Genomic DNA, 25,915 nt, shown 5'->3' on the forward strand with positions numbered 1-25,915 from the left:
CTGCTCTTCCGTCGGTTTCTTCTTTGTGAAGACCTGCGGGCCGGGCATTAAGGGCTTCAGATACTTTGTCTGGTCAAGAACGGAAATCCCGTCCTTGGCAAGCTCTTCCACGATGGCCAGCGTGATCGTATCGTCCTTGAAATTGGCCTTTCTTAAACGGTTCAGCACCTTGATGGCGCGAAGATCGGGAAGGACATGATCCTTGTAGAGCCATTCCTTCGTCACTTTGCCGATCATGGTGACTTCCTTGACATTTTCTTTCACAAGCGTCTTGATGATTTTATTCAGTTTGAAGGCGCTGATGTCGTAATAGACATTGGCGATTTCCTTCAGACGCGGATCTATCCCGGGGATGACCGCGACGCAAACGACTTCATAACCCTGCGAACAGACAGCTTCTGCAAACTCGACGGGAAGCGTGCCGACGCCGGCTAAAAGACCGATCTTTTCCATAATATCCTCCGGTAAATTACAGTTCTTTTTATTTTACCATTTTTTGCGTTTTTTATCATTAAACGCGTTGAGATTTTCGGAAAGATTCCGAAAAAGCCGTACGATAGATTATACCATTTTTAAAAAGAAAATGCCGGCATCAATTCCAACAAAAAAGACTGCAGAGAAATGATCATGCATTTCTCGCAGTCTCTTTCATAAATTAATCTTCATCGTGCTTTGGAATGAGGTCTTCCTTGCGGAGGATGCCTTCCTTCCTGCGTTCTGCAAATTCAGCCGTAGCGGTGAAGAGAACGTCGGAAGAACTGTTGAGTGCTGTTTCGCAGGCATCTTCCAGTACGGAAATGATGAAGCCTACGCCGACGACCTGCATCGAGATATCATTGCCGATACCAAACGATGCGCAGGCAACCGGAATCAGAAGGAGCGAGCCCCCTGCTACGCCGGATGTTCCGCATGCGCCGATTGTGGAGACAATGCAGAGCAGGAACGCCGTCGGAAGGTCGATGGCAATTCCCAGTGTGTGGGCAGCTGCCAGGGACAGGACGGAAATCGTGATGGATGCGCCTGCCATGTTGATGGTAGCGCCGAGTGGAATGGAAATCGTGAAAAGATCCGGGTTGAGGCCGAGACGGCGGCACAGGGACAGGTTGACCGGAATATTGGCCGCAGAGGATCTTGTGAAGAAAGCATACACGCCGCTTTCACGAAGTGTGGAAAAAACGAGCGGATACGGATTCATATGAATACGGGAGAAAACAATAGCCGGGTTCATGACAAGAGCAACAAGGAAGTAAGAAGCAACCAGTACGGCAAGAAGCTGTACATAACCGAGGAGAGCTCCGATGCCGGCAGTTCCTACGGAATCAGCGACAAGGCCCATGATGCCGAAGGGAGCGCAGTGGATGACCCAGGTGACCACTTTCGTAATCGCTTCGGAAATATCATTGAGGCATGTCTTTGTCGTGCCGCTTGCGCAGCTCTTCATTGCAATGCCGAAGATGATGGCCCATGCCAGGATCCCGATGTAGTTCGCATTCATGATGGCAGCGACCGGGTTATCGACGACAGAAAGGATCAGGTTGTGAAGGACCTGGACAATGCCGCTTGGCGGAGCCAGCTTTGTTTCAGGAGCCACCTGCAGAACCAGAGAAGTCGGGAAAAGGAAGGACATCCCGACACCAACAAGAGAAGCACAGAATGTGCTGACTGCGTAAAGAACGATGATCGGCTTCATGCTGCCTTCTGCATTTTCCTTGCGCTGTGCCATGGCGTTCATGACAAGGAAGAAAACGAGAACAGGCGCAATGCCTTTCAATGCTTTGACGAAGAGGTCGCCCAAAATGGATACGGCCGGAATGGCTCCCGGCGCAAAGATGGCGATGAGAACGCCGATGATAAGGCCGACGGCGATCTGCTTGATGAGTGCCACTCTTGAAAGAGTGCTCTGAATTCTGCTAAACAATTGTAATTCCTCCCATTTGATAAAAAAGTAATAAATGATTTCCTTTTACTCATTTATTTTCATTAGTATACACTCAGTGCATACAATGATGCAAGCTTTTTATACTAAAATGCAAATTCAGAAACACTTAAACACCTTTCTATCTGTTTCAGGCTCTCTCATCTTCTCAGATGCCAAATAATCCCAGTATCTGCCGCCAGCATCCCCTTCCTTTCCCATATTCCCTTTTATATCAAAAAGCGTACATTTATTGCTAAAACAGGGAGTCACTTTTGCAATAAAAAAGACTGCGGCAAAATGCTTGTACATTTTGTCACAGCCTTCTTTTTTAAATTTTATTCAGCAGCATCGTGCGGAACCATGTCTTCCTTGTGGAAGGTTCCTTCTTTTCTGCGTTCTGCAAATTCAGCCGTAGCTGTGAAGAGAACGTCGGAAGAGCTGTTGAGAGCCGTTTCGCAGGCATCTTCCAGTACAGAAATGATGAAGCCTACGCCTACGACCTGCATGGAAATGTCGTTGCCGATACCGAAAGATGCGCAGGCAACCGGAATCAGAAGGAGCGAGCCCCCTGCTACGCCGGAAGCGCCGCAAGCGCCGACGGTTGCGACAAGGCACAGAAGAAGTGCTGTCGGCAGATCCACGTTAATGCCCAGCGTATTGGCAGCTGCCAGAGCCAGGACGGAAATGGTAATGGATGCGCCTGCCATGTTGATGGTAGCGCCAAGCGGGATGGAAATGGTGAACAGGTCAGGATTGAGACCAAGACGGCGGCAAAGTGTCAGATTGACAGGAATGTTTGCTGCGGAAGATCTGGTGAAGAATGCGTACACGCCGCTTTCACGAAGGGTCGTAAGAACGAGCGGATACGGATTCACATGAAGACGGGCAAAAACGATAGCCGGGTTCATGACAAGTGCTACGATGAAGTAGGAGCCGATGAGTACGCCCAGAAGCTGTACATAACCGATGAGTGCTCCAAGACCTGCGGTGCCGACGGATTCAGCGACAAGGCCCATGATGCCGAGCGGTGCGAAGTGGATGACCCAGGTAACCACTTTCGTAATAGCTGCTGCAATATCATTGAGGCAGGTCTTTGTCGTGCCGCTTCCCATGCTCTTCAGCGCAATGCCGAAAATGATAGCCCATGCAAGAATGCCGATGTAGTTTGCATTCATGAGCGCTGCGACCGGGTTATCGACAACGGACAGGATCAGGTTGTGAAGGACCTGGATGATGCCGCTTGGCGGAGCCAGCTGCGTGTCCGGAGCGACCTGGAGAGTCAGCGTGGTCGGGAAGAGGAAGGACATTGTAACGCTTACGAGAGACGCACAGAATGTACCAATGATGTACAACATAACGACTGGCTTCATGCTTCCTTCTGCATTTTCCTTACGCTGTGCCATGGCGTTCATGACAAGGAAGAAAACGAGAACAGGAGCGACGCCCTTTAATGCCTTGACGAACAGGTCGCCGAGGATGGATACGGCCGGAATAGCTCCCGGCGCGAAGACTGCAATCAGGATTCCGATGACAAGACCGACTGCAATCTGCTTGATGAGTGCGACTCTTGAAAGAGTGCTCTGGAGTCTGCTAAACAATATGATTCCTCCTCTGTTAATTAAAAAAAGTTCCCATTTCTCCCATTTATTTCTACTAGTATATATGCACCCTTGTTATATTGCAAGTTATAAATGCGTATATGCAAAAACGGTCATAATTGAATAGTTATCTATGCATTTTCAGGCAAAGCAAGCCTTTATCGATCAAAAAAGGCCGTCTCCCAAGGAAACAGCCCTCATCAGACTCAGATAAAGTTGTCAGAATTTCGTATTTTTATCCGTAAAAGCACCTGCGGTATGAAGAGTCATTCCGCAGTATTCCGTGATGAAACGATCAAGGTATTCGGCCGCTTCATTGAAAAGGGAGGCAGGAATTGTCCCTTCAAAAGGCTTTTCCCATCTGTAATCGCGGAAAGCAGAAAGAAGCGAAAGTGCGCCGGAAGAAAGATGGTGCTCGCCAGCCGGTTCGTCCTGCGCAGGATCAAAGCCTGCAATGGCAAGAAGCTTGACTGCTGTCACGAAAGCCGTCACCCTTCTGTTCCTTGTCTTTGCCGCGCGTCCTCCGGAAAGGAGCGTATCAAAAGCCTCTTCATCCGCCTCTTCTTCCGGAAAAAGAAGCGAGGCAAGCTCGATGACATAGTACCATTCGCTCATCTCTTCATAGGGAATCGCCATCATGTCGAAGAGAAGGCCTCCTTCGTACTGCGTCATAATGCTGTAATCCGGATAGAAAGCGCCGGTGAACCGGATATGAGCAAAAGGAAGCATGAGCCCCGTGCCGTAGCGGGAAAGCGCCTGCCTCGAAACGCCTAAGCGGAGAAATCCCATTTTCCTTGTAAAGACGGAAACGAGCCTTCCCCCTTCGCGTCCCTTTCCCGCGCGGAGGACGATGCCTTCCATCGAGCGGATCTCAGGCCTCATGTTTTTCCTCCGGAGCTTCTTCTGCTTCCCCTTCAGGCGGCGCAATCTTCTCTGCCTTCAGGCGTACGATGCGGAAACCTGCCACGCGCAGCACCGTGAAGCGCCAGCCGCCAAACTCGATCGAGTCCCCGACTTTCGGGATGCGTTCGAGCCTTGAGAATACGAAGCCGCCGATCGTTGCATTCTTGTCTTCTTCTGCCAGATCGATTTCCAGCCTGTCGGAGACATCTTCCAGAATGACCGTGCCGTCAAATTCGTAGACGCCTTCTCCCTTCCTGATGATCTCATAGGGAGCCTGGTCAGCGCCCTGCGGGATTTCTCCCACGAGCTCTTCGATCAGATCTTCAAGCGTCGCAAGGCCCGACGTGCTGCCGTACTCATCGACGACGACCGCCAGGTACGTCCTTGTATTCTTCATGAGCTGGAGAAGCGTCGGCGCCGGCATCGTTTCCGGAACCATCAGGATATCCCTCATGATCCGCTTCACATTGAATTCGCCATGAAGAAGGCTTTCCAGGAAATCCTTCACATGGATGAATCCCAGGATGTGGTCCTTGTCGTCCATGCAGACCGGATAGCAGGTATGGTGCGCCTTGGAAATCGTGCGGCGCATTTCGTCGATTTCATCTTCATAATTGAGGACGACCATATCGCTTCTAGGCACCATGACATCGCGGACCATGAGATTGAAGAAATCGAAGGAATTCTTGATGAGCGTGTTCTCCAGGGCATTCAGCCTGCCGCTCCTGTGGCTTTCCTCGACGATGCAGCGGATTTCATCTTCTGTATACGTGAAATTGACTTCGTTTTGAAGCGGTATGTTTCTCCACTTGAAGAACTTCTTGATCAGGTAAAGCCCCGGCATGACGATCGGACGGAAGAGGTGGCGGTTCATGCTGATCACCCATGTCTGCCCCGCCAGAATCGGAAGCGGTTCGACAAGCGCATGCGAGCCCGGGATCAGGATTGTCCCGATCCAGTAGGCGGCCAATGCGAGCGCTGAGAAGATGATGGCCGTCAGAACCCCCGCCCAGGCCATATCTTCGCCAAGGGCCGCAATGAATTCTTCATAGATGGCTGCGTCGATGCCGAAAATGGACACGCCGAAAACAGCCCCGCACACGACAAAGGACAGCTGAGTGCCGCCCAGCACCTGCGAAGTATGCTGGTAGTACGGCGCTACCTTCTCAATGAGCGCGGGATCCTGCTCATCATTGTCCTCGATGTACTTCTTGCGCATGCGCGCAAAGGAAAAATTAACCAGCGTGCTTTTGTAATTGAAAAACGACGCTGCCAGTGCAATAAGCAGGAATATGCCTATCCACTGCACATTGGTACTAATAAGTCATTCCCCCTTGATGACAAAAGGTTTCCTACCTTATATATTACTATTACTTATGTTCCTTGTAGCCGAGTTCGCGAAGGATGTAATCCTTGTTCTTCCAGTCCTTGCTGACCTTGACCCAGAGGTCGAGATCGACCGGAGCGCCCAGGATCTTCTTCAGTTCCCTTGTCGCATCCTTCTTGGCCGCCTTCAGGAGGCTTCCGTTCTTTCCGATGATGATACCCTTCTGCGTCGGGCGTTCCACGTAGATCGTGCAGCGGATGTAAATGCGTCCGTCTTCCTCTTCGCGGAATTCTTCAGAATAAACGCCGATCGCATGCGGCACTTCATCCCTGGTGCGGATGAGGAGCTTTTCGCGGACGACTTCCTGCGCGATATTCCTTTCCGGCTGGTCAGTGACCATGTCGTCAGGGAAGTACTTCGGCCCTTCCGGCAGGTACTTTTTGATCGTATTCATCAGTTCGTCAAGGTTGTCGCCTGTCTTTGCGGAAATCGGGACAATGTCAGCGAAATCGTAGAGACGGCTGTACTGCGCAATCTTCAGGAGAAGCTGTTCCTTCGGGATGAGGTCAATCTTGGAAAGGACGAGGATGACCGGCACCTTCCTGTTCTCCAGAAGGGAGAGGATGTATCTGTCGCCGGCTCCGACCGGATCGTCGATGGCGCAGAGGAAGACGATGAGATCGACTTCTTCTAAGGCATCGATTGTGCTCTGGCGGATGGCTTCTCCTAATTTGCTCTGCGGCTTGTGCATGCCCGGGGTATCCAGGAATACGACCTGCGCATTGTCTCCGTTCCAGACGCCTGTGATCTTATTTCTTGTCGTCTGGGCGTGGGAGGAAACAATGGACACCTTCTCGCCGAGAAGCGCGTTCAAAAGCGTGGACTTTCCTACGTTCGGGCGGCCTACGAGGGCTGCAAATCCCGAACGGAAACCTGTATTTTCTGTCATGGGTTCTCCTGTTCTTTCTTCAATGAATCTTCTTCAAACGCATAGGGAAGGATTCCCTCAAGCGTAAATGTCCGGTAATCCTTTTCCGACCGGCCGGCTATGATGAGCGGTATCTTGAATTCCGCAATGACCTGGCGGCAGACGCCGCAGGGCATCGTATAACTGTCATGGCTTCCGATGACGGCAATGGCAAGAAATTTCCTTTCGCCTGCTGCCACTGCGCTTCCGATCGCATTTCTTTCAGCGCAGAGGGAGGCCGGATACGATACGTTTTCCATATTGCATCCTGCATAGACTTTGCCGCTTTCTGCCAGGACGGCAGCTCCCACCGGATAGAGGGAGTAAGGCGAGTAGCTGTTCTTCCTTGCTTCCCTAGCGGCAAGGAGAAGCCTTTCGGCCGTCTTTTCGTTAATCTCTTCCTTCGGCATGTTCTGCTTCCAGCTTTCCTTCTGTCATGATGCGGGAAAGTCCGCAGGCAGAAAGGATATCTTCCTCTGCCTTTCTCATGGCCTTCTTTTCCTCGGGATCATAATGATCGTAGCCTAAGATATGGAGGAATCCGTGCACGGAAAGGTATGCCACTTCCCTGTCGCGGCTGTGGCCGTATTCCTCAGCCTGGCTGACGGCGCGGTCAAGATTGATGACGATGTCGCCCAGTTCCGTTTCTTCTTCCGGCACATCGTCTTCGCCTTCATTCAGTGCGAAGGAAAGGACGTCCGTCGGCGCATCTACATCCCTGTAATCGCGGTTCAGCTCATGGATCGTGTCTGCATCGCAGATGAGCACGCTGATTTCAGCATCCTCTGCCACCTTCTGCTGTTTGGCGCCTTCCGTCAGTACCATGCGGATCAGTTTCTCCAGATCTTCGCTGTAAAATTTCATATCGCTGTAATTAATGGTGATTTCCATCTCCGGTTCCTCCGTTCAGCCTTCCTTGTTTTCTTTCCGTTCCCCTTTACGGGATCCGTTCTTGTTCCTGTGTCTGGCATCCTCTTCATAGGCATGGATGATCGCTGCGACCAGATCATGGCGCACGACATCATCTTCGCTGAAATGGACATGGCCTATATCCTTGACGTCCTTCAGCACGCGCTCTGCATCGATGAGACCGCTTCTGACATTCGGCGGCAGGTCGATCTGCGTCACGTCGCCATTCACGATCATCTTTGAGCGGAAGCCGAGGCGCGTCAGGAACATCTTGATCTGCTCGACCGTCGTATTCTGCGCTTCATCGAGAATGACGAAGGACTTCTCCAGCGTACGTCCGCGCATGTAGGCAAGCGGCGCCACTTCGATCTGTCCCTTCTGCTGCAGGCGGGTGAATTCCTCCGGTCCGAACATATCCATCAGGCCGTCAAAGAGCGGACGCAGGTAGGGATTGACCTTTTCCTGCATATCGCCCGGAAGGAAACCAAGTTTCTCCCCTGCTTCGACTGCCGGACGCACGAGGATGATCCTCTGCACGTCATGATTCCGAAGAGCAAAAGCAGCCAGTGCCACGGCGAGGTACGTCTTGCCCGTACCTGCAGGCCCGATGCCGAACGTGATGGAGTTCCTGCGGATCGTGTCCACATAGAGCTTCTGCCCCAGCGTTCTTGGGCGGATCGGCGCGCCGTTCTTCGTGAAATTGATGATATCGTCTTCCATTTCCTGCAGGAGATTTTCCTTCCCCTGATCGATGAGCGACATCACAAGGCGTACCTGACGCTCCGCAAGGCGGATGCGGCTTGCAATCATGTGGCGGATGCGCGCGATGACGTGAAGACTGTTCTCCACAGCCTCCTCTTCGCCCTTGATGCGGATCATGTTGCCGCGGCCGGAAATGTCTGCGCCGTAATGCTCCCCGATGATCTTGAGGTACGAGCTGTCTCTTTCAAAAAGGTGCTGTGCTTCCTGCAGATCTCCAATAACGATCTCTTCTGTTCTTTCCTTCGTAATGGCCATTCAACCTCCCTGGCTATAAGCCATGATGCCAAATTATAAAAAGTGCCGGACAGCTTTTCCGTCTATATAATCGCAAAGACAGCCCTGCGTGATATTTCTTTCTTCCAAAAGCTCGTCGATCCGGCTCTTGACCTCCCACCAGGGAGAGCCGCCGTTGACCGTAAGCGTATTGCCGCCAGACGCCCTTCCGACGATCCGCTGGATAACGATGTCTTTCCGAAGATATGCCAGGAAAAGGGCGACCCTTTCCATGTACTCTTCCATCGAGGAAAGCGTGACCTCTCCTCTCTCATACATCCTCGCGAGCTCCGTCCCCTTCACGATGTAAAGGGAGTGGATCTTCACCTCCGTCACAGGAAGGACGGAAATGAGCTTCGCCGTCTCGATGACATCCACCCGGTCGTCCCAGGGAAGATCGGCAATGACATGCGTGCACTGATCGAAGCCGTAGCGCCTGATGCGGAGCGCTGCATCGACATACTCAGCCGCCGTGTGGCAGCGGCCAAGCTTGAGGAGCGTGTGCGCATTCGAGCTCTGGAGCCCCAGCTCCACCGTCACGTCCTTGCCATACTTCTCTGATGATTCCTTCAAAATTTCAAGGTATCTTTCATTGACGCAGTCCGGCCTTGTCGATACGTCGACCCCTACCACGTCAGGATGCGCCATCGCCTCTTCCACCCAGGATCAAAAATCTTCCGGCGGCGCATACGTATTCGTGTAATTCAGGAAATAGGCGATGAACTTCTTCGCCTTGTACTTGGGCCCCACATGGGCAATGCTCCTGTCGAGCTGGCGCGTAATCGGAAGACCGACAGCCTTCGTCTCATAATCCGCACCGATGGAGCCGCAGAATATGCACGGCTCGCTTGACAGGCTGCCGTCCCTGTTCGGACAGGTGACAGGCAGCGAGATCGGGATCTTGTAGACCTTCTCTCCATACTTCTTTTTCAAATGATCTGAATACGTATTGTATCTTTCCATGCATTCTCCGTAAATAAAAATAATGAATCAATTTAATTATATAACAAACCTGTCCATTATGCATTTACATCGAGGTAAGCCTTTTGTAAAATGGAGTAGAAGATTACGCCGGATACCCATCCGGCTTTTTATGCAAAGGAAGCCAACATGATCAAAATACGCACCGCGCAGCTGGCCGCCGTCCCGAGCCACATCCGCAAAAACCTGAAACAGATTGAAAAAGAGGCTGCACTTGCCAGGGCCGAGGGCGCCCATATCCTCGTCCTTCCGGAAATGTGCCTCACGGGCTACCTCATCGGTGACCTCTGGGATCAGAATGCTTTTCTGAAAGAATGCGAACGCGCCAACGAAAAAGTCGCCGCCCTTTCCAAGGGCCTCACGATCGTCTGGGGAAGCCTTGCTGTCGACTGGGACCTCATCAATGACGACGGCCGTCCCAGAAAGTACAATGCCGCATTTGCCGCATCAAACGGCCATTTCATTTATCCTGAAGGAAGCCCTCTTCCCTTCACTGTGAAGACGCTCCTTCCCGACTACCGCTGCTTTGACGACCGCCGCTACTTCACCTCCCTGGAATCTCTGGCGCTCGAAGAAGGGAAACGTCCGGAAGATATCCTTGCCCCCTTCGTCCTTCCTGCAGGAAAAGAAGAGCTCCGCTGCGGCATCGTCCTCTGCGAAGACAGCTGGGATGAAAACTACCGCATTTCCCCGATGTCCATCCTCGCAGAAAAAGGCATTTCCCTGTTCCTGAACCTTTCCGCCTCCCCTTTCACGATGGGAAAAGACGGCAAGCGCCACAGGATGTTCTCTGAATCCCTCTCCCGCCTTTCCATCCCGATGCTCTATGTGAACAGGCGCGGCCTTGAGAACAACGGAAAAGACTGCTACACCTACGACGGCATGACAGCCGCTTACGACAAGGACGGGCAGCTTATTGCGGAAGCCAATCCCTTCACCGACGAGCGCTCGACCTTCTACTTCAATCAGGAAAACCTGACGCTCGCACCCGAAACGGAAATGGAACCGACAGATGAAAATCTTCTCCTTCCTGCCTTCCGCTACGGCACATCCGAATTCCTGAAAGCGATCGGCGCAAGCAAGGTCGTCATCGGCGTATCTGGCGGAATCGATTCTGCTGTCAATGCAGCGCTTTACCGCTCGATCCTTCCGGCCGAAAATATCCTTCTCGTCAATACGCCCACGCGCTACAACTCCGAGCTCACAAAAGGCCTTGCTGCCGAGCTTGCCAAGAACCTTGGCTGCCAGCTCCTGACGGTACCGATCGGAGACTTCATCGACGAGACGGCCGATGCGCTCGAAGGCCTTCCCCTTCCTGACGACACCGTCCACCTGACCGGCTTCATGAAGGAAAATATGCAGGCACGCGACCGCAGCAGCCGTATCCTCGCCGCACTCTCCGCTGCCTTTGGCGGCATCTTCACCTGCAACGCCAACAAGACGGAAACGACCGTCGGCTACGGCACCCTCTACGGCGACCTTGCCGGCGCCTTTGCCGCAACGGCCGACCTCTGGAAGTACCAGATTTACGATCTGGGAAGAAAACTCAATGCATGGTATGGAAGAGCCGTCATCCCCGAAGGCATCTTCACCGTCATGCCAAGCGCCGAACTCTCCGAGAATCAGGACGTCACACAAGGAAAAGGCGATCCTTTGATTTACGAATACCACGACTACCTCTTCAGAAGCTTCATCGAACCATGGCAGAGGCAGACCCCCGAAGACATTCTCAAAGCTTACGCCAAAGGAAATCTCGAAGATCTCATCGGCTGCTCCATCATCGTCTCCAACATTTTCCCGACCGCCAAAGATTTCATTGAAGACCTTGAGAAATGGTGGAACCTCTTCTCCGGATTCGCCGTCGCCAAGCGCATCCAGACGCCGCCGCTCCTTGCCGTCAGCCGCCGTCCGTACGGCTATGACCTCAGGGAATCCCAGCTCCGTCCCTACTACACCGACGCCTACCTTTCCCTCAAGGAAAAACTTCTGGCAGATTAAATAATTCATAAAAAGAAGCTGTGATGGAATGATCGCACATTTCATCACAGCTTCTTTTTACCTTATTTCTTTATTTCTTTTATCCTTACCTTATTTCAGGTATTCCTGGAAGAATTCATCAATGGCCTTGAACGGGATGATATCCATCTGGTCGTAGAGGTCCGTGTGAACGGCGCCCGGAATGGAGAGGAATTTCTTATTGTCCCCCTTCAGCTTCTTGAATGCATCCTGGCTGAAGTAGTAAGAATGCGCCTTGTCGCCATGGACGATGAGGACAGCGCTTCTGATTTTCCCTGCGTAGGAGAGAAGCGGCATGTTCATAAAGGAGAGCGCTGATGTCTTGTTCCATCCTGCATTCGAATTGACGGAACGCGGATGATAGCCGCGCTTTGTCTTGTAGTAAGCGTGGTAATCCTTCACGAAGAACGGCGCATCATCCGGAAGCGGATTGACGACACCGCCGGCCTTGGCATACGTATCATTCTTGTAGTCTTCTGTTCTCTGTTCGTTCAGAGCCTTCCTCATTTTATATCTGTCATCCGGCGTCATCTTGTCAAAGTATCCGTTGGCCGTGACGCGGAACATATCATACATGGTGGAAGTGACTGTCGCCTTGATTCTTGTATCCATGGCAGCTGCATTGAGAGCCATACCGCCCCATCCGCAGATGCCGAGGATGCCGATGCGGTTCGGATCGACATTGTCTCTTGTGGAGAGGAAATCTACGGCAGCAGAGAAATCTTCCGTATTGATATCCGGGGATGCCACGTCTCTTGGCGTGCCGCCGCTTTCACCGGTAAAGGACGGATCGAAGGCAATCGTCAGATAGCCCATTTCTGCCAGCTTCTGTGCATAAAGTCCGGAAGACTGTTCCTTCACAGCACCGAACGGTCCTGCAACAGCGATGGCAGGAAGCTTTCCTTTTGCATTCTTCGGTGTATACATATCTGCGGCAAGTGTAATGCCGTAGCGGTTATGGAATGTCACCTTCTGGTGATCGACTAAATCACTCTTCGGGAATACCTTGTCCCATTCATTTGTCAGTTTCAATGGCTGATCTCCTTTCGATGTCTGTACAGTAATCGTACTTGCCTGACCTGCCAGAATATCCGCAGCAAACGCAGTCGTTCCGCCAAAAGCCAGGAGCAGGCTCAATGCGGCAATGGCCGCCCATTTCTTCTTCATTTCCATCCTTCCTTTCTGCATCACTCAATCTATGTATAGTATAATTTCAATCTAAATAAATTACTAATATTAATATATAATCGTTATCTATTAGATTTCTTAATAGATTAAGTTATAATGAAGGAAAGGAGTGAACGACTATGGATATTGAACTGCTCAGGAATTTTCTGGAAATCGCGCGGCTCGGCAGCATGACAAAAGCGGCCTCATCGCTTCATATTTCACAGCCAACGCTCTCTGTCCAGATGAAATCCCTGGAAGAAGTGCTGGGAAGAAAACTTTTCCGCAAGGAAGGACGGAATCTTGTCATGACGGAAGAAGGCGAGCTCCTTGAAAGAAGAGCCGCTGACATCATAGGCCTCACGGATAAGACGCTGTCTGAATTCCGCGCGCTCTCTGACAGCCTGGGAGGAGACGTCCGCATCGGCTGCGCTGAATCAGTCCTGATCGACCACCTGGCCCTTGCCGTCAAAAAAATCAAGAAGAAACGCCCCTTCCTCCGCTGCCATATCACAAGCGGAGACACAGCCATCGTCACAAGCATTCTGGAACAGGGCCTCATCGACTTTGCCATCATCGTCGAACCGCCGGACCTTGACCGCTACGACTCCATCCGGATTCCCGGCGTCGATACATGGTGCGCCGTCATTCCCGAGGACTCGCCGCTAGCCGCCAAGAAGAGCCTTACCTTTGACTATATAAAAAATGAACCCATTATTATGTCCAAGCAGTCCTTCCTCGCCGACCTGCCGCGCTGGTGCGGAAGCCGCCGCGATGAGCTGACCATCTTCGGATACCTGAACCTTTTCTACAACGGCACCCGCTTCGTCAAAAATCACATGGCCATCCTTCTCACCTTCGCGGGACTTGCCGAATCAGGAAACGGCCTTGCCGTCCGTCCCCTTTCACCCGTCCTTTCCAACCGCATGTACATCGTCTGGAAAAAGCGCCAGATCTTCTCTCCCGCCGCGAGGGACCTCCTGGAAATCCTTCGGGAAAATGCAGAAAAAGAACCTGTCAATGAATAATAAAAAGGGGCTGTGACAAAATTCGTTAAAACGCTGCCTTTTCCTTTTCTCGAGCGAAGCGAGGTTTAAGGGTGTTAACCTTGCTCCGAAGGAGAAGGTCCCGGCGAAGCCGGGGAATACAGTAGTTCTTGAGCGCAGCGAGGTTTTTAGGTTTTCAGACAGAACAAATAAATACATTTGTTAGATAATCCTTTAATGGAATATTCCAATAGAAAAAGGTGCTGTGGCAAAATGATAAACCATTTTGTCACAGCACCTTTTTTGCTACCGTTTATTCCGCAGCAGCTTTTAAGGTTTTTTCTACAGCTGCCTTGATTGTCTCGTAATCCTGTCCGGGCTGGGCTTCGAAAAGCTTTTCCCCGTCGATGAAGAGGCTCGGTACATAGTAGTACTTGCCGTTGTATGGAGTGACGAGCTCCGGCTGCAGCTGTTCATCGATCACTTCTACTTCTGCATTGGCATATTCCGGTTTCTGGCAAAGTTCCTCGAATGCCTTCTTCGCTTTTGCGCAGTACGGGCATCCTGGGATCTTGATCATGGTAATTTTTTTCATGGAACATTCCTCCTTCTTGGAAATTTGGATTCCTGTATTTAAGATACTCTGTTTCCCCTGAAATTGCTAGTATCGAAAAAATTCTTTTTAGTCTTGTTTCAGAAAATCCAAAAGACCGGGAATAATCCCGGCCTCTTTTCATTCAAGCCCTCTAATCAGTCAGAGTTCTTGAAGTATGATTTGAAATTGGAGTCCTGCACTCTCGGGCTCTTCGGTCCTTTCGGACGATTGCCGCGACCGCCTTCGAAATGACGGCCTCCGCGCTTTCCTTCGAAACGGCGTCCTTCTCTGTCGCCGCGGCCTTCACGGTCGCCGCGTCCTTCGAAGTGTCTTCTCGGGCGGTTTCCGCCTTCGAAACGACGGTGTCCGCCGCCGCTTCTTCTTCTGAAGTTCGGAGCTTCTTCCGTGATCTTGACCGGAGTAACGTCCGGCTGTTTGGTCAGCAGTTTGATAGCTGCTGCAACGAGGGATACGGAGTCCTGGTCATTCAGGAGTTCTTCGGCGCTTTCGCGGAACTGTTCGAGTCCGCCAGCCTGAGCTGCTTCGGAAAGGCTTTCAATGGCAGCCTTCTGGTTTTCTTCCATGACTTCGGTCAGTGTCGGTACAGAGCGGCGGGTAATGCGGCGGCGGATGACTCTTTCGATGTCACGCAGCTGGCCCATTTCTCTGGAAATGACGAATGTCGTAGCAAGACCGGTCTGTCCTGCGCGGCCTGTACGGCCTACGCGGTGTACATAGATTTCCGGATCCTGCGGCATATCGAAGTTGTAAACGTGTGTGACGCCGGAAATATCAAGGCCTCTGGCAGCGACGTCAGTAGCAACGAGGATATCAATGGTGCCTTCCTTGAACTGGCGTACGACGGTGTCTCTCTTCTGCTGGGACAGGTCACCGTGAAGACCTTCGGCCATGTAGCCTCTCTTCTTCAGAGCTTCGGTGACTTCATCGCAGCGGCGCTTGGTGCGTACGAATACGATAGCCAGTTCGGGATCCTGCATATCGAGCAGACGGCAGAGTGCGTCAAATTTCTGACGGTCCGGCAGTTCGATGTATTCCTGTTCGATCAGGTCGATGGTTACGGTAGCAGCCTTGATCTTGACGACTTCCGGGTCCTTCAGGAATGTTTCAGCGAGTTCACGGATCGGTCCAGGCATGGTAGCGGAGAAGAACATGGTCTGTCTTTCTTCCGGAATAGCAGCAAGGATCGTGCGGATGTCGTCGATGAATCCCATATCGACCATTTCATCGCCTTCATCAAGGACGAGAATCTGTACATTGGAGAGGTCGATCGTGCCGCGCTTCATATGGTCCATCAGACGGCCCGGGGTAGCTACGATGATGTTTGGTTTCTTGCGGAGTGCCTTGAACTGGCGTTCAATATCCTGACCGCCGTAGATCGGCAGTGCGTGGATCGGCAGGTACTGTGCAAGATGGTTGATTTCTTCAGCGGACTGGATAGCCAGTTCTCTGGTTGGCGAAAGGATGACTGCCTGCGGACCTGGCTTTGTTGTGTCAATGCGTTCCAGTACAGGGATACCGAATGCTGCGGTTTTGCCTGTGCCTGTCTGTGCCTGACCAATCAGATCCTTTCCGGAAAGTGCTACTGGAATGGAGACCTTCTGGATCGGGGTCGGTTCCTCGAACCCCATATCCTTTACGGCCTGCAGAATTTCCGGCTGGATTCCTAATTCGTCAAAAGTTTCGTACATGTGTTTCCTCCTGTGTGCGCCATGGGTACGCATTCGCTCATCGCTAATAAAAAAGGCAGGCGTCTCAATCTATGCATCTTTGCATCTTCCGGGTCTTCGTATCTGCGGATCCATCCGCTCCCGGGCACTAAAAAAAGAGAACACTACAAGCGTCTCTCCCATGATTTACGTTTCTCGGTTGTCCGTTCTCGTTAGTACATGCCTGCTCATTGATGTTATTATATCACACTTTTTCAATTAAAAGTAAAATATTTCAGAAAATATCAAAAATAGTCAATATTTTTTAGAAAAAGAGTACACTTTTATCTATAATCCCTCAAAATCAGAAATATTTCTTGAAAATGGCTGGAGATACCACATAATTACCAAAATACTATTCCATTTCATACAGATTGTCATAGAAGCGAAACGGGAGTATCCGCCGCTTTCCCATTCAGGAAATGCATTCATGCAAAGAAAAAGCCGCAGGAAATGCATCGCATTCCCGCAGCTCTCTATATAATAGCCTCTTTATAATACCCCGCTTACAGTCTGACCTGCATGCCTGTGAACCATTCTCTTCCATGGACGTAAAGGTCGTCCACTTTCTTGTCGAACCAGTTATAGACGCCCGCCGTCATGGACCAGTCGTCCCAGCGTTTCCGGATGGACGTGTTCAGCGTCTGGAATGTATACGCTTCATCATCAAAGCGGTAGTGGTCCTGGAAGGTATCCCAGATGGCGCCCGACCAGCCGTAATCATCATGATCATCATAGAAAAGAGCGGCCGTCACCGTATGGCGCGCGCGGTTGTCGAGCATCGTGCCGTCTGTCTTGTTCTCGGCATCGAGGTACACATGCGAAAGTCGCCAGTTCCAGCGGCTTCCCATCGGCGCGGAAAGCTCTGTCTCCACGCCCTCGATGTCGGCGCGGTTCACGTTTTCATAATGGTAGACGGCATCGCTCACCTGCACGATGTCGATCAGGTTCTTCACGCGGTTCTTGAACCAGGTCACCTTGCCCTTGAGATTTCCCAATTCCCATTCATATGAAAGATCGAGGGAGCGGGATTTCTCCGGAGAAAGATCGGGATTGCCGTAAATGCGGTAAGCGAAATGATTGAGATTGAGGTACATTTCCGAAACTGTCGGCGCGCGGTATCCGGCGCCATAGTCTGCCTTGATCCTGTTATGGGGATCCAGCTCCCATGTCGCGCCCAGTCTTGGCACGCCGTAATCACCGAAGCGGTTGTTATGCTCCATGCGGAAGGATGGTGTCAGCGTCACGCCCCCGCCCATCGTCCAGAAATCCGTCACATAGAGCGCCGCATTCTCGATGCTGTGCCCTTCTTCTTCCTTTCCTTCGCCGAGGCGCGTCCCCGTGTACGACGTCATGCGGTAATCCCCGCCGTACGTCACGCGGTGCTTGTCAAAGGTCATCGTGTCCTTTCCGGAAAGCGCCCACTCCGTGTACTCCGCCTTGTCGTAATCGCTGGCAGGGTACAACGTGTCCAGCATGGAATTCACGAATGGCGGAAGGATGCCCGTAAAATCAGGACGGTCATTGCTCGTCTTCGAATTCTTCGTAAGGCGGCTGTAGGAAACGCTGCCTTCGTATTCATTTCTGTCCGTCTTTCCTGTATACGTTAGGAACGTGTCCGTCTCATGACGGTCGATGCGGCTCCTGTCATCCTTCTGGAGCGGCAGGTACAGCCGGCCCATCTGCATGCCGCCGTCAGCAAAGCGCGTCAGCATCGATTCGTCGAAGTAATTCACGCCGAAGCGCACCTTGTTCTCGTTCCTGTTCTCGAAATCATAGACCGTATCGAGCCCGATTTCCTGTCTTCTGCCATAGCCCGGCACATCCCAGCCGTCCGTTATGATGCCGCGTTCATCCGTCCCCTGGTTCCTGTAGGAAAGAGGGCGCACCTTTGCCGTGCTGTAATGGAAGGAGGAATTCCAGCGGCCGAGTTTCCCAGTCGTATAGCGGAGGTCCTCGCCCCACTCCGCCTCCCCCGTGTGGAAGCCGAGCACCGTTTCTTCCTTGTCCGGCTTCTTCGTGATGATATTGATGACGCCGCCCATGCCGTCTGAGCCGTACATCGCACCCGACGGACCCCTCACGACTTCGATCTTGTCGATCGTGGAAAGAGGAATCCTTAAAAGAAGGTAGGCATTCTTTGTCTGGCTCGTATCCTCATCCGCCATGCGCCTGCCGTCAACAAGGATCAGCACCTGATTCGTATTCATGCCGCGGAGCATCACCTGCGTGCCGCCCATGGAAGCCGTGCTGCCGGCCTTCCCGCTTGAAAGGTTGATTCCCGTCACAAGCTCCAGGGCCTGCGTCGCATTCACCGCGCCAAGGCTTTCGATTTCCTTCTGATCGACGACCTGGACCGCCTGCGGTTCCTTCTTCGATTCGACTGGCATCTTTTCTGCCGTCACAACCATCTCCGGAAGCGAATATACCTCTTCTGCGCCGGAAGAAATAGGCATCAAGAGAGCCCCTCCCATGGAAAGAAGCACTGCCTTCTTTATTATATTTTTCTTATTAATAGAGCCTCGCGGCTGATTCATCATGATCCCCCCTTGCCAGAGCCTGACCGGCAGGCTGCCTGTATTTATTCCTTTCTATTATACTTCATGGTCCGAATGCGCTCTCAAAAAATTTTTCAAAAAATATTTATGTAACTTATTGAATATTTATTCTAAAAGTTGTATTATTATTTCAATCCAAAAACGTGCGGATTTTTATATTTCTTCAAAAATTGAGATTTGATGGAAATAGTCCACATATCCGCCGAATATCGTTTATGCAATATTGCATAAACATGCATTTATGCCATAGAAAAGAGGCCCTCGGAATGTACGAAAAGGAAGTCAAGGAAAAAACATCGCAGATCCTGCCAAAGGTGGTGGGATGGAGACGACACTTCCATGAATATCCTGAAGTGTCCGGAGAAGAAAAAGAGACTTCCCTTTATATCCAGCAGGTCCTCACTGAACTCGGCATCCCCTTCGAAACAGGCTTCTTCGGGACGGCAGTCCTTGGGACTATCAAAGGCGATCTTCCCGGCAAGACCGTAGCCCTCAGAGCCGACATGGATGCCCTCCCCGTCACCGAATTGACAGGCCTGCCCTTTGCTTCGAAAAACAAAGGCGTCATGCACGCATGCGGCCACGACGGCCACATGTCCATCCTTCTCGGCGCTGCCGCTGTCCTCCAGTCCATGAAGAGCCAGCTCCACGGCACAGTGAAGCTCGTATTTCAGCCGGCTGAAGAAGAAGCTTCCATCGGGGGCGGACGCCACATCGCCGCTTCCGGCAAGCTCGATGACATCGAAGAAATCTACGGCCTCCACGTATGGCCTGAACTTCCCGTCGGGCAGGTCGGACTGAAAAAAGGAAATCTCATGGCAGCATCCGATCGTTTCTACGTCCACGTCAAAGGGAAATCCACCCACGCAGCGCAGCCGCACAATGGCACGGATGCTCTCGTAGCCGCTGCCCACTTCATCATCGACGTGCAGACACTCATCTCCCGTGAGATGAACCCGATGGAAAATGTCGTATGCACCATCGGCCTCATGAATGCAGGCACCCGCTACAACGTAGGCGTCGAAGATGCTTACCTCGAAGGTACCGTCCGTACGTACACCCCGGCCCTCCGCGACAAGATGGAACAGCGTCTGGGAGAACTCCTCAAAGGGCTCGACTACACGTTTGGCACCCATTCCGAACTGAACTACGTACGCGGCCACAGCGCCACGATCAATACACCGGAAAAGATTGACTTCCTCGATGAAGTTGCCAAGACCTACATCGGCAAGGAACACATCACCCATCCGGAATTCCCGTCCATGTGTGCAGAAGACTTCTCCTACTACCTTGAAAAATTCCCCGGCGCCTTCCTCTGGCTCGGCACCGGCAAGGAAGGAACTCCTGCCCTGCACAATGCAAGCTTCGCTCTAGACGAATCCATCCTTCCACTGGGCATCATCATGGAAGCAGGCGCCTGTTTCGAAACTTTAGCCAAAGAATAATTCCGTTCGAAAGAACATTTCCCTCTGAGAGGTATATCATGAAAAGCTTACTCAATAAACCGTTCCTGAGCATGACCGACTACACACCCGAAGAATTCGCATACTACCTAGACCTCGCAGCCGCTCTTAAGAAAGACAAGAAAGAAGGCAAGGAAATCCAAACACTGAAGGGAAAGAACTTTGCCCTCATCTTCGAAAAAGATTCCACACGAACCCGCTGTGCATTCGAAGTCGCTGCCAGAGACCAGCGCGCATTCACCACATACCTCGGACCGACAGGCAGCCAGATCGGCAAGAAAGAATCCATTGCCGACACCGCCCGCGTCCTCGCATCCATGTTCGATGGAATCGAATACAGAGGCTTCAAGCAGTCCGCTGTCGAAGAACTCGCAGCCAAGTCAGGCGTTCCCGTCTGGAACGGCCTCACCGACTACGACCACCCGACACAGACCCTCGCCAATTTCCTGACACTGAAGGAACATTTCAATAAACCTCTGAATGAACTCTCCTTCGCTTACGTCGGACACGGACAGTCCAATATGGCGCACGCCCTCATGGCAGGCGCAGCCCTTGCAGGCATGGACTTCCGCATCATCGGACCCGCCCAGTTCTTCCCTGAAGACGATTTCCTCGCCAAATGCCAGAAAATCGCTGAGAAGACTGGCGCGACCTTCACCTTCACCGACGATCCCGTAGAAGGCGTCAAAGGCCTCGACGTCATCTACACCGGAGTCTGGGTCACCATGGGCGACCCCTACGAACTCTGGGGCGAACGCATCAAACTCTTCATGCCATACCGCATCACGATGGACATGATCAAGAACACCGGAAATCCGGACACCGTCTTCTGCCACTGCCTCCCGGCCTTCCACAATACCGAGACAAAAGTCGGCAAGGACATCTACGAAAGATTCGGCCTCGACGGCATCGAAGTCACAGACGACGTCTTCGAAGCGCCGTTCTCTCTGGCCTTCCAGGAAGCCGCCAACAGACTCCCGACCATCAAAGCCGTGATGGTCGCCTCATTTGCCGAGTATCCCATTCATGAATAAGAAAGAAGGATGAGTATCATGACACAGAAATCACTGCCAAAAGTCTTTATCGTCGGAGAATCAGGAACCACGGGCCTCCGCCTGCACGACCGCCTGTCCGGCAGAAAAGACATCGACCTTCTTTCCCTTCCCGAAGACAAGAAAAAGGACATCGACACCATCGTTTCCTTTGCCAAGGAAGCCGACATCATGTTCCTCTGCCTTCCGGATGATGCATCCAGGGAAATCGTCAAAGCCACCGAAGGCACAGGCATCCGCATCCTCGACACCTCCACTGCCCACCGGACGAAAGAGGACTGGGTCTACGGATTCCCTGAACTTTCCGAGCAGCAGAAAGACGCCATCGCCAAAGCGGATAAAGTCGCAGTCCCGGGCTGCCACGCATCCGGCGTCATTTCCATCCTCTACCCGCTCGTCAAAGCCGGCGTCCTCCCGATCAATTACCCCCTCCACTGCTTCTCCCTCACCGGATACAGCGGCGGCGGCAAATCCATGATCAAGGACTACGAAGAAAACATGAGAGAAGAACTCAAGGCTCCCCGCCAGTACGGACTCTCCCAGAAGCACAAGCACCTTCCGGAAATCATGAAAGTCTGCAAACTCTGCGAAGAACCGATCTTTTCACCAATCGTAGCCGACTATGTGGCCGGCATGCAGGTCACCATCGGCTTCCACACCCATTTCCTGCAGCTCCCCTGCGGACTTCCCGGATCCGTCGACATCGACGATTTCCATGAAATCTACAAACGCTGCTACAAAGGTTCCAATATCGTCAAAATTTCTGACCTTACCACCGACGAAACGAACGGCCTCTTCCTCAATGCGAACAAGGATGCCGGCAAAGACAGCCTCACCATCTACATCGCAGGAAACGACGACCGCATTCTCGTCCTCGCCTCTTTTGACAACCTCGGCAAAGGCGCTTCCGGAGCTGCCATCGAATGCATGAACATCATGCTCGGCTTCCCGGCAGAGACCGACCTTGTCCTCTAAGCAAAAGCGGCTCCTTCCATAAGGAGGGAGCCCTCTTTATACCCCGAAAAGGAGACTTACCATGAACCAGGCAACTAATGCAGTACGCGCCGAGATCCTCACCCAGGCGATCCCGTACATCAAAGAATACGCAGGAAAATACGTCGTTGCCAAGTACGGCGGAAATGCAATGACCGATCCGGAACTGAAGAAATCCGTCATGCAGGACATCCTTCTCCTCCGCCTCGTCGGCGTCAATGTCATCCTCGTCCATGGAGGCGGCCCTGATATCAACCATATGCTGGATGCCCTCCACATCGAGTCCCACTTCGTGAACGGCCTCCGAGTCACGAACGAAGACACCATGGAAGTCGTGCAGATGGTCCTTGCCGGTAAGATCAATAAAGGCCTTGTCGCTGAACTCACCGCCCTTGGCGGAAAGGCAGCCGGCCTCTGCGGTATAGACGGCAACCTCATTCACGTCCACACCAAGGACCCGGCCCTCGGCCTTGTAGGAGAAATCGACGCCGTCAATAAAGGCATCATCGACAACCTCCTCGCAGGCGGCTACATCCCCGTCATTTCCTCCGTCGGCATCGACGACAAAGGACAGCCGCACAATATCAACGCCGACACAGCAGCCACTGAAATCGCAGCTGCCCTGAACGCCGAATGTCTCGTCTTCATGAGCAACATCGACGGCGTCCTCAAGGACAAGGACAACCCCTGCAGCCTCATCAAGTCCCTCACCGTCGAAGAGACGGAAGCCCTCAAGAAAGACGGCACCATCGCAGGCGGCATGATCCCCAAAGTCGACGGATGCACCGACGCCATCAAAGGCGGCGTCAAGAAAGTCTTCATCATCAATGGAGAGATCCCGCACGCTCTCCTCATCGAACTCTTAACCGACGAAGGACTCGGAACCATGTTCTCCGCCTGATCGAATACAGAAAAGGAGCCAGACCCATGAATACATTTGAAAAAGACAAGACCTACATCACCCACACTTACAACAGATACCCCGTATGCTTCGTCAAGGGAGAAGGATCCCACCTCTATGACGACAAAGGCAAAGAATACATCGACATGGGCACCGGCATCGGCGTCGACGTCCTCGGCATTTCCTATGAACCCTGGATCGAAGCCGTCACCAAGCAGCTCCATACCCTGAACCATGTATCCAACCTTTTCTACACCATGCCCCAGACAGACCTGGCACAGGCGCTCTGCGAAAAGACAGGCATGAAGGACGTATTCTTCTCCAACTCCGGCGCTGAAGCCAATGAATGCGCCATCAAGGGAGCCAGAAAATACTCCATCGACAAGTACGGCAAGGACAGAACCACCATCGTCACCCTGATCAACAGCTTCCACGGCCGTACCATCACCACCCTCGCTGCAACCGGCCAGGACGTATTCCATCAGAACTTCTTCCCCCTGACAGAAGGATTCCTCTACACACCGGCTAATGACCTCGATGCCTTCATCAAACTCTGCGAAGCCCATCCGGAAATCTGCGCCGTCATGGTAGAACCTATCCAGGGCGAAGGCGGCGTCCATCCCCTCGATAAAGACTTCTTCGAAGGCGTCGGCGCTTATGCCAAGGAACATGACATCCTCCTCGTCGTCGACGAAGTACAGACAGGAAATGGCCGTACAGGAAAACTCTACGGCTACATGAACTACGACGTCACCCCGGACATCATCTCCACTGCCAAAGGCCTGGGCGGCGGCCTTCCGATCGGAGCTACCCTCTTCGGCGAAAAGACAAAGGACGTCCTCTCCAGCGGCACCCACGGCTCCACCTTCGGCGGCAACCCGATCGTCTGCGCAGGCGCCCTCGCCATCCTTGATTACATCGATGACAAGCTCCTTGATTCCGTCGCTGAAAAAGGCAAATTCATCAAAGAAAGCTTCGAAGGTGCCAAAGGCGTCAAATCCGTAGCAGGCATGGGCCTCATGTGGGGCATCGAGCCAGAAAAAGACGTTTCCACTATCGTTCCCAAACTCCTTGAAAAAGGTGTCGTCGTACTGACAGCGAAAGAAAAAATCCGTCTCCTCCCTGCGCTCAACATTCCTGAAGAAGACCTTGAAAAAGCAGTCTCCATCATGAAAGAAGTTCTCGCAGAAGACTAAAGACAATAATGACAATAATAAAAAGACTGTGGCGAAATGATTGCACATTTCGCCGCAGCCTTTTTGCTTAGGGGAAAACAGGTTTACTTGTGTTCTGCTATGAACCTTCTCACCAGATGATTCAGGACTGCCGTCGGCGTCAGGTAAAGATCCAGGCATGCCTTCTTGAAATCACGCTTGAGCTCCTTATTCATGCGGAATGCTGCCATCGCCGAGCCTTCCCTGCCCATGGCGACGGGGCTGAATCCATCCGCATTTCCCTTCTTCACGAACGACGCCGCCAGATCATTCAGGACCTCCCGCTGCGACCTTCCCATCGCCTTGCAGATCCGCCCGAACTCCTCCTTGTCCCTTTCCAGAATGAAGAACGTCATCTGCGACGTATCCGAAGACGACGGATTCTTAGCGCTGTCCAGCTTTTTCATCATTTCCTGATGATCCTTCCCATACCACTCCACATAAAGCGCCATAAAAGCCGTCAGCACATTCGATACCGCAAATCCCGCCTGGCTGCACGTTTCCTTCAGAAGATCACGAGAAGACTCAGGCATCTCCACCCTTGCCGCGCAGTCCTTCACGATTTCAAAAGAAAGAGCCGGCAGACCAGACTCCACCATCTCCGGATGACGCCCGTACTCGTCGATGAAAGCAAGGATCGTCGAGCGCGCATCGCTCCCATTGGCCCGGCAAAGGTACATGAACTTCTTCTTCAGCGCATACGAAGTCTTGAAACTCGTGACTACACCCTTTTCCACTCCGCGGATTTCCTTCGTATCCTTCGAAAGAGTCTCCCCCTTCACCGCATACCAGCACATGAAAGCATTCAGCATCGCATTCACCGAGCATCCGTAATGCTCGCAGTTCTCTGCCAGACGATCCTTCACCGAAGCTGGCACACGCGCAATGAAACGCTCCGTCAAAAGCGAACCCGACGCCCCCTGCTGCTCCATCCTTTCCTTCACTCCTTCCACCAGTGACAAAAGCTCACGCGACCGGTCCCGCCCGGCCGCAAGATCCGACAAGTACTCCTCCGCCATCCTGTTCATGACAGCATTCCCTGTCATATGCGCCGCCTTGCACCGTTCAAAGAAACGCGCGCGAAGGACCGGAAACGCAGCGATATAAACCTCCTTCGCCGCATCCTTCCCCCGCCCCTTCCTGGCAGCCAGAGTAATCCTTCCCACCGAATCCATCATGCTCACTCCATTCCAGCAGACACATCTATGGGATGCCTTCCCGCATCCCAGACACCCACTCTCCCCTCTACTATCAGTATAATTTTTACAATGACAAATCCTGTCCACTTCAAGAGCCTAACAAAAGATTTTTTTGAAGAAACGTCAAAAAAGAAATAAAAAAAAGATTCAGCAAAGTGAACCTTTCAAAGAGAAACATGAGCTGCCTGCGCGGCAGTGCTGTTTTTCTCGAGCGAAGCGAGGTTTAAGTGGTTTTGACCTTGCCCTTTAGGGAAGGTGGCGGCGGAGCCGTCGGATGAGTTGTAGTTCGTACAGCCGTCAGGCTGGTTGTATGGTTTTTCTGTTGTCTCGGCAATGATTGAATCGCACGTGGAGAAAAGGAAATCTCACGTTTTCTAAGCTGCCTATGCGGCAGTGATCAAAGACA

22 protein-coding genes and 1 pseudogene are annotated in these 25,915 nt (G+C 52.2%); 7 read left to right on the plus strand and 16 right to left on the minus strand.

Annotated elements, in window-relative coordinates; translation table 11 throughout:
* The 11 genes and pseudogenes from M3200_RS04660 to M3200_RS09510 all read right to left on the minus strand — a co-directional run.
* Positions 1-453: pseudogene (locus M3200_RS04660) on the minus strand (LpxI family protein); the annotation flags it as partial.
* 202 nt (positions 454-655) lie between these two features.
* Positions 656-1,918 carry a serine/threonine transporter SstT gene (gene sstT / locus M3200_RS04665; RefSeq protein ID WP_022382381.1) on the minus strand — a complete coding sequence of 421 codons (1,263 nt, stop codon included), beginning with the start codon at positions 1,916-1,918 and terminating at the stop codon, positions 656-658.
* A 335-nt stretch (positions 1,919-2,253) separates the two neighbouring features.
* On the minus strand, positions 2,254-3,516 hold the full coding sequence (gene sstT, locus M3200_RS04670) for a serine/threonine transporter SstT (protein ID WP_022382383.1): 1,263 nt from the start codon (positions 3,514-3,516) through the stop codon (positions 2,254-2,256).
* A 219-nt stretch (positions 3,517-3,735) separates the two neighbouring features.
* Complete coding sequence (locus M3200_RS04675; protein WP_022382384.1) at positions 3,736-4,398, minus strand: recombination protein O N-terminal domain-containing protein; 663 nt, start codon at positions 4,396-4,398, stop codon at positions 3,736-3,738.
* Positions 4,388-5,728, minus strand: a complete 1,341-nt coding sequence (locus M3200_RS04680) for a hemolysin family protein (RefSeq protein ID WP_022382385.1) — start codon at positions 5,726-5,728, stop codon at positions 4,388-4,390. The genes M3200_RS04675 and M3200_RS04680 overlap by 11 nt, the downstream gene beginning before the upstream one ends.
* 61 nt (positions 5,729-5,789) lie before the next feature.
* A complete protein-coding gene (gene era / locus M3200_RS04685) occupies positions 5,790-6,695 on the minus strand; it encodes a GTPase Era (RefSeq protein WP_022382386.1) in 906 nt (301 codons plus the stop codon).
* The gene (locus tag M3200_RS04690) at positions 6,692-7,123 is read right to left on the minus strand and encodes a cytidine deaminase (RefSeq protein WP_022382387.1); all 432 of its coding nucleotides are present in this window, start codon (positions 7,121-7,123) and stop codon (positions 6,692-6,694) included. The genes era and M3200_RS04690 overlap by 4 nt, the downstream gene beginning before the upstream one ends.
* Positions 7,104-7,604 (minus strand): rRNA maturation RNase YbeY, encoded by a 501-nt coding sequence (gene ybeY, locus M3200_RS04695; protein WP_022382388.1) that lies wholly within the window; start codon positions 7,602-7,604, stop codon positions 7,104-7,106. The genes M3200_RS04690 and ybeY overlap by 20 nt, the downstream gene beginning before the upstream one ends.
* Positions 7,605-7,619: 15 nt before the next feature.
* Positions 7,620-8,639 (minus strand): PhoH family protein, encoded by a 1,020-nt coding sequence (locus tag M3200_RS04700; RefSeq protein WP_022382389.1) that lies wholly within the window; start codon positions 8,637-8,639, stop codon positions 7,620-7,622.
* A gap of 33 nt (positions 8,640-8,672) precedes the next feature.
* Positions 8,673-9,305 carry a tRNA modification radical SAM protein MnmL/YtqA gene (gene mnmL / locus M3200_RS04705; RefSeq protein ID WP_022382390.1) on the minus strand — a complete coding sequence of 211 codons (633 nt, stop codon included), beginning with the start codon at positions 9,303-9,305 and terminating at the stop codon, positions 8,673-8,675.
* Positions 9,306-9,323: 18 nt separating this feature from the next.
* Complete coding sequence (locus M3200_RS09510) at positions 9,324-9,620, minus strand: TIGR01212 family radical SAM protein (RefSeq protein WP_022382391.1); 297 nt, start codon at positions 9,618-9,620, stop codon at positions 9,324-9,326.
* A 147-nt stretch (positions 9,621-9,767) separates the two neighbouring features.
* Between M3200_RS09510 and nadE the strand changes: the two genes are divergently transcribed.
* Complete coding sequence (gene nadE / locus M3200_RS04710; protein ID WP_022382392.1) at positions 9,768-11,636, plus strand: NAD(+) synthase; 1,869 nt, start codon at positions 9,768-9,770, stop codon at positions 11,634-11,636.
* A gap of 90 nt (positions 11,637-11,726) precedes the next feature.
* On the opposite strand, the gene M3200_RS04715 is transcribed toward nadE, so the two are convergent.
* Entirely contained in the window at positions 11,727-12,821 is a 1,095-nt protein-coding gene (locus M3200_RS04715) for an alpha/beta hydrolase (RefSeq protein ID WP_022382393.1), read from the minus strand.
* A gap of 140 nt (positions 12,822-12,961) precedes the next feature.
* Between M3200_RS04715 and M3200_RS04720 the strand changes: the two genes are divergently transcribed.
* Positions 12,962-13,849: a LysR family transcriptional regulator gene (locus M3200_RS04720; RefSeq protein ID WP_022382394.1), complete on the plus strand. Its 888-nt coding sequence runs from the start codon at positions 12,962-12,964 to the stop codon at positions 13,847-13,849.
* Between the two features lie 271 nt (positions 13,850-14,120).
* Here M3200_RS04720 and M3200_RS04725 read toward each other — a convergent pair whose 3' ends face one another.
* From M3200_RS04725 to M3200_RS04735, 3 genes are all read right to left on the minus strand, one after another.
* Entirely contained in the window at positions 14,121-14,402 is a 282-nt protein-coding gene (locus M3200_RS04725) for a glutaredoxin family protein (protein WP_022382396.1), read from the minus strand.
* 155 nt (positions 14,403-14,557) lie between these two features.
* On the minus strand, positions 14,558-16,111 hold the full coding sequence (cshA, locus tag M3200_RS04730) for a degradosome RNA helicase CshA (RefSeq protein ID WP_022382397.1): 1,554 nt from the start codon (positions 16,109-16,111) through the stop codon (positions 14,558-14,560).
* A 524-nt stretch (positions 16,112-16,635) separates the two neighbouring features.
* Positions 16,636-18,669 carry a TonB-dependent receptor plug domain-containing protein gene (locus M3200_RS04735; protein ID WP_288178148.1) on the minus strand — a complete coding sequence of 678 codons (2,034 nt, stop codon included), beginning with the start codon at positions 18,667-18,669 and terminating at the stop codon, positions 16,636-16,638.
* A gap of 284 nt (positions 18,670-18,953) precedes the next feature.
* Here M3200_RS04735 and M3200_RS04740 point away from each other — a divergent pair, with 284 nt between their 5' ends.
* The 5 genes from M3200_RS04740 (at position 18,954) to M3200_RS04760 (ending at position 24,292) form a co-directional block, all read left to right on the plus strand.
* The gene (locus M3200_RS04740; RefSeq protein ID WP_022382399.1) at positions 18,954-20,132 is read left to right on the plus strand and encodes a M20 metallopeptidase family protein; all 1,179 of its coding nucleotides are present in this window, start codon (positions 18,954-18,956) and stop codon (positions 20,130-20,132) included.
* Positions 20,133-20,170: 38 nt separating this feature from the next.
* A complete protein-coding gene (gene argF, locus M3200_RS04745; RefSeq protein WP_022382400.1) occupies positions 20,171-21,184 on the plus strand; it encodes an ornithine carbamoyltransferase in 1,014 nt (337 codons plus the stop codon).
* Positions 21,185-21,202: 18 nt separating this feature from the next.
* Positions 21,203-22,177, plus strand: a complete 975-nt coding sequence (argC, locus tag M3200_RS04750; protein ID WP_022382401.1) for an N-acetyl-gamma-glutamyl-phosphate reductase — start codon at positions 21,203-21,205, stop codon at positions 22,175-22,177.
* A gap of 61 nt (positions 22,178-22,238) precedes the next feature.
* Positions 22,239-23,096, plus strand: coding sequence for an acetylglutamate kinase (gene argB / locus M3200_RS04755; RefSeq protein ID WP_022382402.1), 858 nt, complete (start codon positions 22,239-22,241; stop codon positions 23,094-23,096).
* 26 nt (positions 23,097-23,122) lie between these two features.
* Positions 23,123-24,292, plus strand: a complete 1,170-nt coding sequence (locus M3200_RS04760) for an aspartate aminotransferase family protein (protein ID WP_022382403.1) — start codon at positions 23,123-23,125, stop codon at positions 24,290-24,292.
* A gap of 83 nt (positions 24,293-24,375) precedes the next feature.
* On the opposite strand, the gene M3200_RS04765 is transcribed toward M3200_RS04760, so the two are convergent.
* Entirely contained in the window at positions 24,376-25,488 is a 1,113-nt protein-coding gene (locus M3200_RS04765) for a hypothetical protein (protein ID WP_287536504.1), read from the minus strand.
* Positions 25,489-25,915: the final 427 nt, after the last annotated feature.

The organism is Dialister sp. CAG:357, assembly GCF_000435155.1.
Taxonomy (GTDB): Bacteria; Bacillota; Negativicutes; order Veillonellales; family Dialisteraceae; genus Dialister; species Dialister hominis.

Bases quoted from the DNA above. Each gene is read 5' to 3' on its own strand.
- M3200_RS09510 (WP_022382391.1), bottom strand. From the start codon at position 9,620: ATGGAAAGATACAATACGTATTCAGATCATTTGAAAAAGAAGTATGGA.
- M3200_RS04740 (WP_022382399.1), top strand. From the start codon at position 18,954: ATGTACGAAAAGGAAGTCAAGGAAAAAACATCGCAGATCCTGCCAAAG.
- era (WP_022382386.1), bottom strand. From the start codon at position 6,695: ATGACAGAAAATACAGGTTTCCGTTCGGGATTTGCAGCCCTCGTAGGC.
- M3200_RS04675 (WP_022382384.1), bottom strand. From the start codon at position 4,398: ATGAGGCCTGAGATCCGCTCGATGGAAGGCATCGTCCTCCGCGCGGGA.
- ybeY (WP_022382388.1), bottom strand. From the start codon at position 7,604: ATGGAAATCACCATTAATTACAGCGATATGAAATTTTACAGCGAAGAT.
- cshA (WP_022382397.1), bottom strand. From the start codon at position 16,111: ATGTACGAAACTTTTGACGAATTAGGAATCCAGCCGGAAATTCTGCAG.
- M3200_RS04725 (WP_022382396.1), bottom strand. From the start codon at position 14,402: ATGAAAAAAATTACCATGATCAAGATCCCAGGATGCCCGTACTGCGCA.
- M3200_RS04715 (WP_022382393.1), bottom strand. From the start codon at position 12,821: ATGAAGAAGAAATGGGCGGCCATTGCCGCATTGAGCCTGCTCCTGGCT.
- argB (WP_022382402.1), top strand. From the start codon at position 22,239: ATGAACCAGGCAACTAATGCAGTACGCGCCGAGATCCTCACCCAGGCG.
- M3200_RS04760 (WP_022382403.1), top strand. From the start codon at position 23,123: ATGAATACATTTGAAAAAGACAAGACCTACATCACCCACACTTACAAC.
- M3200_RS04735 (WP_288178148.1), bottom strand. From the start codon at position 18,669: ATGATGAATCAGCCGCGAGGCTCTATTAATAAGAAAAATATAATAAAG.
- M3200_RS04765 (WP_287536504.1), bottom strand. From the start codon at position 25,488: ATGATGGATTCGGTGGGAAGGATTACTCTGGCTGCCAGGAAGGGGCGG.
- mnmL (WP_022382390.1), bottom strand. From the start codon at position 9,305: ATGGCGCATCCTGACGTGGTAGGGGTCGACGTATCGACAAGGCCGGAC.
- M3200_RS04720 (WP_022382394.1), top strand. From the start codon at position 12,962: ATGGATATTGAACTGCTCAGGAATTTTCTGGAAATCGCGCGGCTCGGC.
- M3200_RS04690 (WP_022382387.1), bottom strand. From the start codon at position 7,123: ATGCCGAAGGAAGAGATTAACGAAAAGACGGCCGAAAGGCTTCTCCTT.
- argF (WP_022382400.1), top strand. From the start codon at position 20,171: ATGAAAAGCTTACTCAATAAACCGTTCCTGAGCATGACCGACTACACA.
- argC (WP_022382401.1), top strand. From the start codon at position 21,203: ATGACACAGAAATCACTGCCAAAAGTCTTTATCGTCGGAGAATCAGGA.
- M3200_RS04700 (WP_022382389.1), bottom strand. From the start codon at position 8,639: ATGGCCATTACGAAGGAAAGAACAGAAGAGATCGTTATTGGAGATCTG.
- nadE (WP_022382392.1), top strand. From the start codon at position 9,768: ATGATCAAAATACGCACCGCGCAGCTGGCCGCCGTCCCGAGCCACATC.